Here is a 13,895-nt window from a genome sequence, read left to right as displayed (position 1 = left end):
TAACGAACAGGTTAGGTTTTTTTTAGAGTCTAAAGAAAAACTTTGAAGCGCATAATGAATGTCTGCTGAGATTTGTCCAATCCACAAGGTGCCGCTGGTGCTTTCCTATCGTGGTGTTAAGCACATTGCCGACCTGAACGCAAAGCTTGAAGGCTTACCGATGCTGTATTGTCCAGCTTGTGCTGCTGAAGGCAAGGATTCATCGCGCGAATTGGAAAGTGCACTCACGAATGCTTTTGTTGCAGGCTTACGCAAAATGCTGGATAAAGCGACGTTCAGTGCGCACTTTCATCGCCCTGAAATGACCTTTAACTTTAATCCGCACAAAGCCCGCTTGGAACAAAGCGGACTTGCAGAAAAACGCACGGTGGCGCAAAACGGTACGTCTCAAGCCCTTGATGAAGAAATCAAAAAACGCTTGGAAAATTTCATTCCGCAAAAGCCGCTTTACTCCCTCGATCGCCTCATCTTAGATGATGCCACACGCAGAGCCTTACAAGATGTGCTTACACTTATTAACCAGCAGCGCCTGATTTATGAGACATGGAATTTGCAATCGATTGATCGAACAGGGCGAAAAGTTGCCCTCAACTTCTATGGTTTGCCCGGCACAGGCAAGACGCTTGCCGCTGAAGCCATTGCAAATTCATTGGGTAAAGAGATTTTGATGGTTAGCTATGCGGAGCTAGAATCTAAGTATGTGGGTGAAACACCTAAGAACATCAAAGCTGCGTTTGCCCAAGCTGCGCGCACAGGCGCTGTACTTTTCTTCGATGAAGCCGATTCAATTTTGGGAAAGCGTCTGACGCAGGTCTCGCAATCAGCTGACCATAGTGTCAATTTGACACGAAGCACAACGCTCATCGAACTTGACCGTTTTAATGGTCTGGTGATTTTTGCTTCAAATTTGGTTGGCAATTACGATTCTGCTTTTTTGCGCCGCATGCTTGCTCACATTGAATTTCGTCTGCCCGAAAAAGCACAACTAAAAGAGATTTGGCGCATTCACATCCCGCCGCAATTGCCGCTCGAGCCCAATTTGGATTTTGAAACACTCGCTGAACTTTCGCTTGGTGCATCGGGCGGAGATGTCAAAAACGCCTTGCTGTTTGCTGTAGCTACGGTTGCTGCACGACCAAAAAGCGAACACATTGTGCGCTTCGACGATTTAGCCAGCGCTATGCGCATCATTTTGGACCAAAAGCGTAAAGTCTTAGATTCTCGTCATTCACCTACATATCCATGAACTCAACACATACAACTTCTCGCAAAGCACTTGCACAAAACGGCAAAGACACTCACGCCTTGCGCTGCGCTACAGTCTCGCGTAAAACGAAAGAGACCGATATTTCTCTCTCACTCAATCTCGATGGCGAAGGGCACTACAAGATTCAAACCGGAATTAATTTTCTCAATCACATGCTGGAGCTCTTCTCCAAGCACTCGCACATTGACCTTGAACTGACTTGCGCTGGTGATGTGCATGTCGATGACCACCATACGGTTGAAGATGTTGCCATCGTTTTAGGTCGTGCCCTTGCTCAAGCACTTGGCGATAAGGTCGGCATTGAACGCTATGGCTACGCTTACATTCCCATGGATGAGACGCTTGCGCGTGCTGTCGTGGATTTAAGCGGGCGCAGTTATCTTGTCTTTAATGCAAAATTTGCTCGCGCCAAAATCAGTGATATGGCAACAGAGATGGTTGAACACTTCTTTCTCTCCCTGGCGGAGCATTTGAAAGCCAACATCCACCTCGAGATTCTCTACGGCAAAAATACACATCACAAAATTGAAGCGCTCTTTAAAGCCTTTGCTGTTGCAATGCGTGCGGCTGTACGCATCTCTTCTCATCAAATCGCCTCGACCAAAGGCTTGCTGGCATGAGCACTATGGCAAAGCTGGTAATGTGAAAGGCTGTATAGATTTCAAGCGATTGAATAAATCTTCAAAGCGCAGGTCGCCACGATAGACATAGCCCTTGGGCAGGGGCGGCAATTGAGGAATGCACCACTCAAAACGCTGTGGAATAAAGGGCAACAGTTCAACCGAAGTGTTTGTGCTTGCTTCAAGCAGCACCGGTGTAATCCCGTGAGTTTCTGTGATAACAAGTCGCGCATAAGTGTCAGGTGTGTCATGAGCAAACCCGTAGTGAATCTCAAAAAATACTTGCGCTGCTTTGTCATACGGATTTACAAGACGCACAGCTTCGGTTGCTGCATCAACAGATTGTGACACAAGTTTTCTGCCAAGACTATCGACAATCAAAAGTCCGATATCTGTGTTTTTGTTGTAATCTTCTTTGCTCATTGAAATGCGCATGGTCAGAGAGCCATCTCGCTCATCGAGCAGAACAGGCATACGGTAGATTTTTCCTGCGTAAATCGTATCTACAACGGTTTTGACATAACTGCCAATTCTTGCGCTAACGCTGCCGCGTGAAATGCTGGTGTTGGAGTTTATGACACTGGCTTGCAACAGTGTTGGGGTTAGCGTTTGAATGTCGAATGTTACACGCTCAATTTCAACTTCCAAGGAAAAGCGTGATGCAGTTTTTGCATCAGCATCAGCTTGCAAGACGACTTCATAGACGCCTGCCTCAAGCTCTCGCACGACACTCACGCCAGACTGTGTCTCACCGTCGCCAATGCGTGGAATGGGCGTAACAACGGCACCTCTTGGCGAAATCACCGCGCCTGAGACATCGCACGCAAACCCTTTCTCGCTTAGCACTGTAACATTAAGTGCAGATGCCCCTTTTGGTACAGCAAAGAAATATCGACGAATTTCACCCGCTCTGAGCGTTTGTCGTGAAAAACTCATAAAGCCTTCATCGCCAAAGGTGTAGGGCACAACCAGCGTATTGTGCAGCTCGAACTCGACTTCGGGAAATTTGGAATTCGCTGCACGTCGTGTTGCTATGACTTTGCCATGATAGACGCCAGGATTTTTGAGTTTTGTGCGGTCGTAGATGACGCGAATGTTTGTTCCAGCGCTGCCGCGCATCACGACATTTTTTGTGGAAGTTTTAGCCATGGCGCAGTAGAGCGAAGTTCGAAGATGCGGAAAAAATTTTCTTGTTCAACTGTCCTTACCTTCGGCGGAAATTTCGGCAGAACTTGAAAGACTTCGGCTTCGGGAATTACTGTGCTGCGGTGATAGGCAGCAGGCGTAGCGTATTCTGTGCCATGAACCGCTGAAGCCACACGCACGGTGTAATCAATCATCTGTTCAGCAAAGCCACTCTTGCGATAGCTCTGCAAGGCTTCCAGCGCACGTGGCACATTAAGCAATCCAGCCCCATAGTCAAGTTCGCTGTACGCTAGTGCTGCGCTCAACGGACGCGCCGACGCACGCAAGGCTTGTTTGATGACGCGTTGGGAATAGTACCCTGCGCGTACACCCTCAGGGTCTTCTTTAAGCAAGGCACTCAGCAATAGTGCAATTGCGCCTGCTACATGCGGTGACGCCATGCTTGTGCCACTCATCAGCGGCATTTGCGAATGGTTCGGCACCGTAGAAAATGCTGAGCCGGGCGCCACTAAGTCTGGCTTTGCCGTCTCTGCGCCACGACTGCTAAAATTCCAAATGCTATGCTCTCGCTGGTCTAAATTGTACGCATCACGCGCAATATCACGGTTGAGTAACGCCCCAACTGAAATCACCCGTGAGGCAGCTGCAGGTAAGCCCGTCGATGAAATGCCCGGACCTTCATTGCCATTTGAGACAACAACATATAGATTTGGCGTAGCTTCCAGTAGCGAATCCAAATACTTTTCCATGTCCGCATTGCTCTCAAGTTCCGATGCCACACCAAAGCTCATATTGACCACCACAGGCTTAGGCTGCAACAGCGCAAGACGCGCCGCATAGTCGTAGGCTTTCTTCATACTGCCTGTTGTGCTCAGCTGACCGATTGCCCCGTCACTGATTTTCAAGCTCACCAATTCCGCACCCGGCGCAATGCCGTTGTAGCCCGGCTGCGTTGGCGTTGCATAAATGTTGTACCCCGCAGCAATGCCTGCCACATGTGAGCCGTGTGCCCCATCATCAAAGTGTAAGACAACACGCAACTCATCAAGAAAAATGTTCAATGCACAGGTCATAACAGGCAGTTTCGTTGTGTCTTTCTGGGCAAACGTGAAGGTATCGAAGCGTTCTTTGTAGCTCCGCAGTGGTTTTTCATCAGCAAGATTGCCATCTGCATTGGTATCCACGAAAGCAATTGCACCATCTTGAACACGATAGGCTAGCACCCCAAACACCGTCTCCGACTTACTATCGCCATCCACATCTGGCACTTCCCCATTTTGCAACCGCAGTTCCTTGAACGCCCCAATCAAATAAGCGCCATCACTTGGTTTTGGCAAGGCTTCAATGCCGCTGAGCCGCAAGCCACTCAAAGTATCCAGCACCTCAAGTGTACCTGCTTTTTCTACGACTTTTGCCTTGATGAGTCGTACATCACCTGCACCCGAAAAATCTTGCACATCAATGACTTTGGTTGTACCGAGAGATGTTTTCTTCAAACCTTCAATCCCCATATCGACCCTGTGTCGAGAATGACGATGATTACGCCTCGTCCATCAGCCTCTGGTCGCTTTTCCAAAAATGCATCAACACCGCATGTGGTCTTGGAAATAAAGCTGAGCTTATCGACTTTGCGCGGCGGCTGAACATCCTGTGCAAACTGTGGAGTAGAAAAAAGCAGCACAAGGGCAAGTATCGCAAAACAAATCGGAACGATTGGGGATTGCGTATCTCGACGTGGCATACGGCGCGATGATAAACAGTAAAATTGAGCAAATGTAAAAAAAAAGGCGTAGAGTGTTACGCCTATCACGGTTCTAGTAAGCTTTTACAAACTTGCTATGCATACTTGACCTGTGCTTACTTGACTTCTTTGTGCAGCGTGCGGCGCTTGAGGTAAGGATTGTATTTCATGAGTTCAAGCCGCTCGGTGTCGTTACGCTTGTTTTTCTCAGTTGTGTAGCGCGACGGCGTCTTGCCTTCCTTGCGAGCCTCTGTGCACTCTAGCGTAATGACGACACGGTTGCCTTTCTTTGCAGCCATAGTTATTGCTTAGTTTGGTGTTGGTTTGGTGTTGGTCTCAAAAATGAGCGTCAAATATAGTCTTTCTTAATTTTTCCACAAAAGTTAAATTTGAGCTCTAACGCAATACATCAGTCATCAGTATAAACTCAGTAGTATGAACCTCAATCGCACGGTTCTTTTTCTTGGCATTAGCGTTGTCACTATCACGGGCATTGCCGTATTTGCTATTCAAAGCGCAAATTTTTCGCGCCAAGAAATTCCAGTCATAGCTAAAGTGCCACCTTTTACTATGCGTGATCAGGATGGCTTGCCTTTTACGGAAAAAGACTTGCTTGGCAAAATCACCATTTTTGATTTTTTCTTTACACGCTGCCCCGGCGCCTGCCCAATCATGACCAAGCAAATGGCTGAACTCTACAACCTGTATGCGGCCTCCAACCGAATTCAGTTCGTCTCCGTTACAGTCGATCCCGGTCATGATACGCTCGAAGTGCTCAAAGCATACGCTGCCGCACATGGCGTAACCGACACGCGCTGGAAATTCTTGCATGGTCCAATTGATAGTGTCATTGCACTTTCAGAAAAAGGCTTTATGCTCCCTGCAGAAAACTTGCCGTCAGGACACAGTACAAAACTGATTCTGATTGATCAAGATGGACAAATTCGTGGATATTTTAGCTACAATGACAACGCCAGTATCTCGGTTTTGAAGACGCAAGTGCGCGAACTTGCAAAGCCTTTCATTGCCGAAGAAGCTGAAGCGCGTCAGAAAGCACACAAGATGACTGAATCGCAAAACTAACCAAACGAAGTAAAGCCAATGCCAACTTTGAATCTCAAGCAAGCAAGTGAAAAAACGCTCTCGCTGATTGTCTATACACTTTCACTTGTGGTTGTCAGTCTTGTAGCGTTCCTTATTTTTTTCCCACAAGCTCTGGCATTTGAAAGTGGCATCAATGTCGCATACTTGCCAAAATTTCATGCGTTTATCAACGGCACATGCGCCGTGTTTTTAGTTGCTGCCTACCTTGCCATTCGCAGTAGAAACATCGCACTGCACAAAACCTTGATGGTTAGCACCTTTGTGCTCTCGAGTATCTTTCTCATCTCATACGTGATTTATCACTCGCAAGCGCCTGCAACAAAGTTCGGAGGCGAAGGGCTAATTCGCTATGTCTATTTCTTTGTGCTCATCACGCACATTGTTTTAGCTGCAATTATCCTACCGCTTGCTCTCTTTACGATTGCACGCTCATGGCGTGGCGAATTTGACAAGCATAAGAAAATCGCACGCTGGACACTGCCGCTTTGGTTTTATGTCGCCGTAACTGGCGTGCTGGTCTATGTGATGATTTCGCCATATTACAACTTCTCGCAGTGAACAGCACCCACTACACCGCACTTCCTGATGCGTTCTATTCCACACTCAGAGCGGCACCCGATGCTGTGCTCTTGGAGACCACGCGATTCGACAGCGAAAACTTCCGTTCTTTTCTTTTCATTGAACCGCTGACCACACTTGCAGCTTACCAACTCCATGAAGTTGAGCCACTTCTTCTTCAACTCGAAGATTTCCTACATCAGGGCTATTTCATTGCTGGTTACTTAGCCTACGAAGCTGGCTTTGCTTTTGAAGCACAGTTTCAACATGTGCAAGTGCATTTGCCGTATCCGCTTGTCTGGTTTGAGGTCTATGCGTCGCCAATCATTTTCAATCACCACACAGGCACATGTGCAAGTCATGCGCATCGTCTAACTGCTGCACCGCTCGATGCGTGTTTTGCTGTTCGTGACTTTCACCTTGAGACATTAGAGCAAACTTATTTGCAAAATATCGCACGCATTCAGGCTTACATTTGCGCCGGCGATGTCTATCAAATCAATTTTACGACGAAGTTTCGTTTTCATTTTGAAGGCTCGCCGCTTGCGCTCTATCAATCGCTCAAACAAAAGCAGCGCGTTGCATACAGTGCCGTTGTTCAAATACGCTGTATCACAGCGCTATCGTTTTCGCCTGAACTTTTCTTTCGTCGATGCAGCACACGTCTTTTCTGCAAGCCCATGAAAGGTACAAGTCAGCGGGGCTTAACCAATGACGAAGACGACACACTTGCACTCGCTCTGCAAAGCGATGCCAAAAATCGTGCTGAAAACTTGATGATTGTGGACCTGATTCGTAACGACTTAGGTCGGCTTGCCAAACTCGGTAGCGTTCGTGCCCCACGTCTATTTGAAGTAGAGCGATACGAAACACTCTTGCAGATGACTTCAACACTAGAAGCGGAGTTGCACGAGAGCACAACCTACCTGGAGCTTTTCAAAGCCATTTTTCCATGTGGCTCAATTACAGGTGCTCCTAAAATTCGTGCCATGCAAATCATTCATGAATTGGAACAATCACCGCGTGGAAGCTATACAGGCGCAATTGGATTCATTTCACCAGAGCGCGAAGCGCTCTTCAATGTGGCGATTCGTACCGCAGTTTTGCATAAGCATCATGGTGAATTTGGTGTCGGTAGCGGTATTGTGTGGGATTCCGATGCGCGTCAAGAGTTTGAGGAATGCATGCTCAAAGCTAAGTTTTTTACAGTGCCAGCTCAAGACTTTGAGCTACTTGAGACCATACTTTGGGACGGGCGTTATGTATTTCTTGCTGAACATCTTGCCCGTTTAGCCGATTCATCACGCTATTTTGGATTTGCATTCAACCAAGCTGAAATTGAGCAGCACCTTACAGCGCTTGCACGTTCTTTCTTGCCCGAAAAAGCCTACCGCGTGCGCTTGCGTCTAAACCAGCATGGACAGTGCTTTTGCCAACACAACGAGTTAGCACAAGATACCGACACTTGCTACAAAGTTGCACTGGCGCACGAGCATACATCGTCTCAGGATAAATTTTATCGGCATAAGACCACGCAGCGCAGGCTTTATGACACGATGTATCGCAAAGCTCTGGAGCAAGGCTTTGTCGATGTACTTTTCTTCAACGAGCGTGGTGAGCTTACCGAGGGTGCAATTCACAATGTCATCATCAAAAAAGGTGAATGGTATCTGACACCCCCGCTTTCTTGTGGCGTCTTGAACGGAATTTATCGCCAGCACTTTTTGCAAACGCACTCTAATGCGAAGGAACATGTGCTTGTTTTGAGCGATTTACTTACAGCTGATGAAGTGTGGCTATGCAACTCTGTGCGCGGCTTGCGTCAAGTTGAGCTCTGTGAGGTTTATTTATAGGGCTGCACATACAAACCAAAATAGCTTCAAAGCAACATCCAGTGCTCAAAAAGTGGCTTTTCATCCCCGATGAGCATCCCGACTACACCGCGACTCTCCAAGAGATCTACAGGTTAGCGCAAAGTGCAGATTACCGATTAGGCGTTATGCCGAAGCCTAAAAAGCCAGCTAAGAAATCGCAACAGCGCCGCAGATTAGCATGCAGAAAATCGCAGCGTAAAGTTTAGGTTGCAACTCTCGGTAAAACTTCATAGCTTGTTTTGCGAAGAAGTAGTGCAGTGCTGAAAACGAACGAGTCGCAACACGTTGTGACGCCAATCGTGAAAAGGATCACCCTATATGATTATACTTATCATCAAGTCTAACAAAAAATCAGTTCCATCGGCTAAGGTCTCTGACAAAGCCAAGTCTCGGAAGGCAAAATCCACAAAGCAGTCGACAAAGTCTGCTGACACATCATCGAAGGCTGCCGCACACGGCAAGTCAGAATTAGAACATCGCTCCACTCCCAAGTCTCGTGTTTTGCCGGCAGATTTAGCTTTGCAGGAAGAAGCGATTGATTTCGATGCAGTTGAAGCACTTACTGATGAAGACTTAGACTTAATGCAAAGCGAAGCGGCACAGCGTAAAGCGCCTGAAAAGCTTACGCGCGCAGAAATTGAAAAGCAAATGGATTTCCAGAAAGAGGCGATGGTGCATATTGATTCGCTCTACAACTTTGCCCTGCGTATGACTGGCGACCCTGAAGATGCCAACGATCTGGTGCAAGAGACTTACATGAAAGCCTATCGCTTCTTTGAATCCTTCGAGAAAGGAACGAACTGCAAAGCATGGCTGTTTCGTATTCTTAAGAACAGTTACATTAACAAGTATCGCAAGGAATCCAAAGAGCCTGACAAAGTCGATTACGACGAGATAAAAGAGTTTTATCATACGGTTAAGCACAGTTCTCTGGATTCCAACGATATGCAAGAGAAGATGTTTGGTGAATTGCTTGATGATGAAGTTGCCCGAGCGCTGGAGAGTCTGCCCGAAGATTTCAAGGAGGTCGTGCAACTTTGCGATATCGAGGGTTTCACCTACGAAGAAATTGCCAATATGGTTGACTGTCCGATTGGCACAGTGCGTTCAAGACTGCATCGTGGCAGGAAAATTCTGCGCGATAAACTAATGGAATATGCAAAGCAACACGGCTATAAAATTAACCCCGAAGACTGGCTGGACGACTGAGACTTTACGGCGTAAGCAAGAGCAGTCTATGATGCATAAGCTTTTATACTCGCCTTTGACAGTGACAGAGCAAGGCGTTTTTGACCAACGCAAACCAAAGTAGTAAGATGGATTGCAAAGAGTCCCTGAGTCTGATGAGCGCCGCTGTTGATGGCGAACTTCATGAACCCAAGCTATCTGAATTCCTCGAGCACATTCGTGTCTGCGAAGCATGCCGAGCTGAGTTTGAAGCTGAAAAAGCTACAAAAGCGATTCTGAAAAGTCGCTTAAAGCGCGTGAAAGCTCCGAAAAGTCTTGTAGATGCCATCAAACGCCAGACGATAGGCAATCCCAGCATGAGCCAATTTTCTCAGTTCTCTTCTCTCTCGCCTGCTGCTCTGCCACAGCAAGAAGTACATCGAGCAGACTCATGGTATGAAATGCTCTCAAGTTGGCTCTTTGTTGATACAGGTGCAAGTCGTCGCGCAAACTCGTTCTTTGCTGCTGGGCTTGCTTTTACTGTCTTAGCCATGCTGATTTTTGCAGGCTTTGTGCGCACAAATAGTGAGACTGGTCTGTTTGATACTGCAAGAACAGTTGTGCATAGCGCTGCTCCAAACTTATGTGAAATTATTGCCTTCACGTTTGATCCGAAACAAGAACGAGCAGATATGCATACTTCTGAGGCGCAAGTCGTTGAAAACTACTTTGCTAAAATTGCCGGCATTCAAGCCGTTATACCTAAAGTGAAAGGCTTCTCGCTTGCTACGGCTCGCCTCACGGCGCTTGGCTCACTTAATGCTGGTGAAATTGTCTTCAAAAACAGTAAAGGCAAAAAGAATGCAGAGAATGCCGAAAGTGTGGTTGCTGTCTATGTCATCAACGAGAAAGATATGCAAGGGCGTCTGACCGTGCCGCATGAAGTTATGCAAGCCATTAGCGCCGATGGTCGTTGTTTTCGGACTATGCATACTAGTCAAGGTCATCAAGTTGTGGTCTGGAAGTGGGGTGAAATTATCTACGCTGCGACTACCCATGATGCTCAGCTTGACTTAGCACAACTTATCACCAATCCCAACTGGAACTGAGCACTGCAAGCCATTGAGCATTACGGTCAAATTTTTACGGCTTCACGCCAGCGCCATTGTCCCGCACTATGCTACTGCACAAGCAGCAGGTATGGACATTGCCGCCTGTCTTAGCGACCCGATTACACTCGAGCCGCAAGTCCCTGTGCTAATTCCAACAGGCTTTGCAATTGAACTTCCAGAAGGATATGAAGCACAACTGCGTCCGCGCAGCGGTCTTGCTCTGCGTCATGCAATTTCACTTGCAAATGCACCTGCTACGATTGATGCCGATTACAGAGGTGAAGTCAAGGTGATTCTTATCAATCATGGCAAAGAGCCATTTCAAGTGCATCATGGCGACCGTATTGCGCAGATGGTTATCGCTAAAGTTGAACGTGCCTCGTTGATTGAAGTCAATACGCTCTCGGACACTGCACGCAGCACTGGGGGATTTGGTCATACTGGTATCTCGACGCCTAACATATCATAAACTATGACTTCACGCTGGCAACACCTTGCGCTTCCTGCTCAAAAGCGTATTGCACTCGTCGCACACGATAACCGCAAGCAAGACCTGCTGGAATGGGTGCGTTTTTAATCGTGGCTCTCTTTTGCAGCATATCCTCTATGCTACAGGCACAACAGGACATTTGATTGAGCAACAGATTGGACTTGCGGTGCATAAGTTCAAAAGCGGTCCTCTGGGCGGCGACTTACAAATCGGGGCAAAAATCTCAGAACATGAAATTGATGTGCTCCTTTTCTTTTGGGATCCACTTGAGCCTCAACCACATGACCCTGATGTCAAAGCGCTGCTGCGCATTGCCGTTGTATGGAATATTCCTGTCGCATGCAATCGTGCAACCGCTGATTTTATTATCTCCTCCCCACTCATTGCACAGCACTACGATCGACTGGTTGAGACTTTTGCTAACTATCTCGATAGGCTTGAGAGGTAAGGGAAATTTTGACTGACTTTTGACAAAAACTTTCGGCACGTATTGGTAGAGCAAAACAAATGCGCTATCTTTAAGGTTTAGTGCATCTCAATTTACTTCGCAAGGCTTCAGTTTTTTCAATTTCAACTATACAAGCTTAAAAAAACGACTAACACCGCACAATTTATGCAAGCCTCGGCACCACAACTTCAGTATAACTGGATAAATGTAACCTTTATTATAGGTACTACGCTTGCTGCCATTGTTGGCACAGCGTATTGGATTTGGAGCGGCAGTTTCAACTGGGCAACAGTTGCTTTAGCTGTCTTTTACCTCTATGCGACTGGCATTTCTATCACTGCAGGCTATCATCGTTTGTTTTCGCACCGAAGTTATGAAGCTGCAGCACCTGTCAAGTGGTTCTTTGTCTTTTTCGGCTCTGCGGCTTTTGAAGGCACTATTATTGATTGGAGTTATGACCACCGCATTCATCACCGCTATGAAGATCGTGAAGAAGATCCTTACGCGATTCATAAAGGATTCTGGTTTGCGCATGTCGGTTGGTTGTTCACAAAAAATTGGCGTGCTGATGTTACGAAAGTCAAAGACCTCTGGGCTGACCCCTTGCTGCGTTTTCAACACAACCACTACATTCCAATTGCCACGTTTATGTGTTTTGTCTTGCCTATGCTACTTGGGGCAACATGGGGCGATGCTTTTGGGGGATTATTTATTGCAGGCGCACTACGTTTAGTGCTCAATCATCATTTCACTTGGTTTATCAATTCGCTCTGTCATTATGCTGGCACACGCCCATATTCGGACAAAATTACGGCACGCGATAACTGGGTAACCGCACTTTTCACTTACGGTGAAGGCTACCATAACTTTCACCATGCGTTTCCAGGTGATTACCGCAATGGGGTACGCTGGTTCGACTACGACCCGACCAAGTGGGTTATTAACGGACTTTCTCATGTTGGTCTTACTTGGAATCTGCATCGCATGAGTCCTGAACGTATTTTAGAGCGTCGCATTGCCCTGCAAGAGAAAAAATTGAAGGAGCAACTTTCGGCTAACTCACCTGCGGTTGCTTCATTTGCGCTACAGACCATCTCATCAGCAAAAGCACATTTTAGTGCTGCTGCCGAACGCGTTGCACATTTGCGCGAGCAGTATCAGAGCTTGAAAGCCCAAAAAAGTGAAGCACTCGCGCACCAACTCGAAGAAGCCAAACAAAAGTTTGAACAAGCTCAGCGTGAGTTCAAGCAAAGCGTAGCGATGTGGAAAGCTATGGCAAATGGGCTTGGCAAGTTAGCGTGAGAACACTTGCAACTAAACAGCTAGCATGAGGGCGAGTTGCAGACTCGCCCTTACTATTCCCAGCAAGTCTAGGATCTGATTAAAAGGAAAAAGTTACTGTGTTGCGCAGATCAATATCGAAAGGTCTGACCGTTGGCACCGGTTCATTGTCGTAGCGATAGTTTAAGGTTAGTGAAAGTGCAAGCGCATCTGTGATGCCCACGCTCAGTGAGCCATCGATCAAAATGCGGTGATCACTGAGTCGCATGATATCAACTTGAAAATATCCGATGATTTGTAGCGATGTACTCTTTGTGATACGCCACCACACTGCAAGATAGTTGGTCGAGCGTAAGAGTTTAGTCTCGAGGTTTTCGCTCGTGAATTTTTCATTTTCCCACATGGCTCCAATGCCCAGCGTGAGCCGTAGTGACATTACAGAATCGTTGGGGGAGAGATATAGCAGACTCAGACGCGCTCCTGCGCCCGCTAGTGTGCGTTCTTTGAGCAAAATAAATTCATTGAACTCTCGCTGTGCAAAAACTTCAGGATGAAAAAGTGTATCCACGTTGAGAATGAGGCGCAGATGTGCAAACCCGCGATTGAGAAACACCTGCTCATTTGCTGTACCGCGCTCAATGTTGCCCACGGCAAAGGCATAAAAAAAGTCTGCCTGATAATCAAGGCGCGCATCAGCTTGCCATCGAAAAAATTCTGAGTTGCCGGCATTCAAGCCAAAGCCAAAACCAAGCCGTGCTGCAAATCCAGCGCGCGTACTGCGCAGTAACGATTCGGTATTAACCTGCGCGCAAGCGATTGTAGCGATCAGCAACAGACTACACAGTGTAGAGAACGACCTCAGGCAGGGTGCGAAAACAGGCATTTGTTGCGTGGTTTTTTGAAACGCTGTAAAATTTGAAGTTGGCATTTGCAAATATGCCTAAAAATACTTTTCTTCTGTGTATTTAGTACTTACCTTATTTCTCTCAGAGTAGTACCTCTCTGGGAACTATATATATTCTATTCTTCATTCTATGCAACACATCAATGCGATAGAGGTGCATGCTTAGGTGTATGCATTTCACAG

The 13,895-nt window shown here is 47.0% G+C and carries 15 protein-coding genes and 1 pseudogene; 11 read left to right on the top strand and 5 right to left on the bottom strand.

Features of this window, described 5'->3' with window-relative positions; all coding sequences use genetic code 11:
* Positions 1-58 precede the first annotated feature (58 nt).
* Positions 59-1,246 carry an AAA family ATPase gene (locus tag CMR00_02365; protein ID PIO48944.1) on the top strand — a complete coding sequence of 396 codons (1,188 nt, stop codon included), beginning with the start codon at positions 59-61 and terminating at the stop codon, positions 1,244-1,246.
* Positions 1,243-1,887: an imidazoleglycerol-phosphate dehydratase gene (locus tag CMR00_02360; protein PIO48943.1), complete on the top strand. Its 645-nt coding sequence runs from the start codon at positions 1,243-1,245 to the stop codon at positions 1,885-1,887. The genes CMR00_02365 and CMR00_02360 overlap by 4 nt, the downstream gene beginning before the upstream one ends.
* Before the next feature lie 3 nt (positions 1,888-1,890).
* Here the strand turns inward: CMR00_02360 and CMR00_02355 are convergent, their stop codons facing one another.
* From CMR00_02355 to rpmG, 4 genes are read right to left on the bottom strand one after another with little or no spacing between them, the layout of a single operon-like run.
* Positions 1,891-3,006: a hypothetical protein gene (locus tag CMR00_02355; protein ID PIO48942.1), complete on the bottom strand. Its 1,116-nt coding sequence runs from the start codon at positions 3,004-3,006 to the stop codon at positions 1,891-1,893.
* Positions 3,006-4,544 (bottom strand): hypothetical protein, encoded by a 1,539-nt coding sequence (locus tag CMR00_02350; GenBank protein PIO48941.1) that lies wholly within the window; start codon positions 4,542-4,544, stop codon positions 3,006-3,008. Before CMR00_02350 ends, CMR00_02355 begins: the two co-directional genes overlap by 1 nt.
* The gene (locus CMR00_02345) at positions 4,526-4,843 is read right to left on the bottom strand and encodes a hypothetical protein (protein ID PIO48940.1); all 318 of its coding nucleotides are present in this window, start codon (positions 4,841-4,843) and stop codon (positions 4,526-4,528) included. Before CMR00_02345 ends, CMR00_02350 begins: the two co-directional genes overlap by 19 nt.
* 47 nt (positions 4,844-4,890) lie before the next feature.
* Positions 4,891-5,073 (bottom strand): 50S ribosomal protein L33, encoded by a 183-nt coding sequence (gene rpmG / locus CMR00_02340; GenBank protein PIO48939.1) that lies wholly within the window; start codon positions 5,071-5,073, stop codon positions 4,891-4,893.
* Between the two features lie 136 nt (positions 5,074-5,209).
* On the opposite strand from rpmG, the gene CMR00_02335 reads away from it, so the two are divergent.
* The 9 genes and pseudogenes from CMR00_02335 to CMR00_02295 all read left to right on the top strand — a co-directional run bounded on the left by CMR00_02335 (position 5,210) and on the right by CMR00_02295 (position 12,829).
* Positions 5,210-5,857 carry a hypothetical protein gene (locus CMR00_02335; protein ID PIO48938.1) on the top strand — a complete coding sequence of 216 codons (648 nt, stop codon included), beginning with the start codon at positions 5,210-5,212 and terminating at the stop codon, positions 5,855-5,857.
* An 18-nt stretch (positions 5,858-5,875) separates the two neighbouring features.
* Positions 5,876-6,436, top strand: coding sequence for a hypothetical protein (locus CMR00_02330; GenBank protein PIO48937.1), 561 nt, complete (start codon positions 5,876-5,878; stop codon positions 6,434-6,436).
* Complete coding sequence (pabB, locus tag CMR00_02325) at positions 6,364-8,289, top strand: aminodeoxychorismate synthase, component I (GenBank protein PIO48936.1); 1,926 nt, start codon at positions 6,364-6,366, stop codon at positions 8,287-8,289. Before CMR00_02330 ends, pabB begins: the two co-directional genes overlap by 73 nt.
* A 41-nt stretch (positions 8,290-8,330) precedes the next feature.
* A complete protein-coding gene (locus tag CMR00_02320) occupies positions 8,331-8,516 on the top strand; it encodes a hypothetical protein (protein ID PIO48935.1) in 186 nt (61 codons plus the stop codon).
* 376 nt (positions 8,517-8,892) lie between these two features.
* The gene (locus CMR00_02315; protein PIO48974.1) at positions 8,893-9,519 is read left to right on the top strand and encodes an RNA polymerase subunit sigma; all 627 of its coding nucleotides are present in this window, start codon (positions 8,893-8,895) and stop codon (positions 9,517-9,519) included.
* Positions 9,520-9,626: 107 nt separating this feature from the next.
* Entirely contained in the window at positions 9,627-10,586 is a 960-nt protein-coding gene (locus CMR00_02310) for a hypothetical protein (GenBank protein PIO48934.1), read from the top strand.
* Between the two features lie 19 nt (positions 10,587-10,605).
* Positions 10,606-11,058 (top strand): dUTP diphosphatase, encoded by a 453-nt coding sequence (locus CMR00_02305; protein PIO48973.1) that lies wholly within the window; start codon positions 10,606-10,608, stop codon positions 11,056-11,058.
* Between the two features lie 3 nt (positions 11,059-11,061).
* Positions 11,062-11,527, top strand: a pseudogene (locus CMR00_02300) (methylglyoxal synthase).
* A 165-nt stretch (positions 11,528-11,692) separates the two neighbouring features.
* A complete protein-coding gene (locus CMR00_02295) occupies positions 11,693-12,829 on the top strand; it encodes a fatty acid desaturase (GenBank protein PIO48933.1) in 1,137 nt (378 codons plus the stop codon).
* Positions 12,830-12,908: 79 nt separating this feature from the next.
* Here the strand turns inward: CMR00_02295 and CMR00_02290 are convergent, their stop codons facing one another.
* Positions 12,909-13,736, bottom strand: a complete 828-nt coding sequence (locus CMR00_02290; GenBank protein ID PIO48932.1) for a hypothetical protein — start codon at positions 13,734-13,736, stop codon at positions 12,909-12,911.
* Positions 13,737-13,895: the final 159 nt, after the last annotated feature.

This window comes from [Chlorobium] sp. 445 (genome assembly GCA_002763895.1).
Taxonomy (GTDB): domain Bacteria; phylum Bacteroidota; class Chlorobiia; order Chlorobiales; family Thermochlorobacteraceae; genus Thermochlorobacter.
Note: the sequence above shows the minus strand (reverse complement) of the source record. Positions and strands in the feature narration are given on the sequence as shown.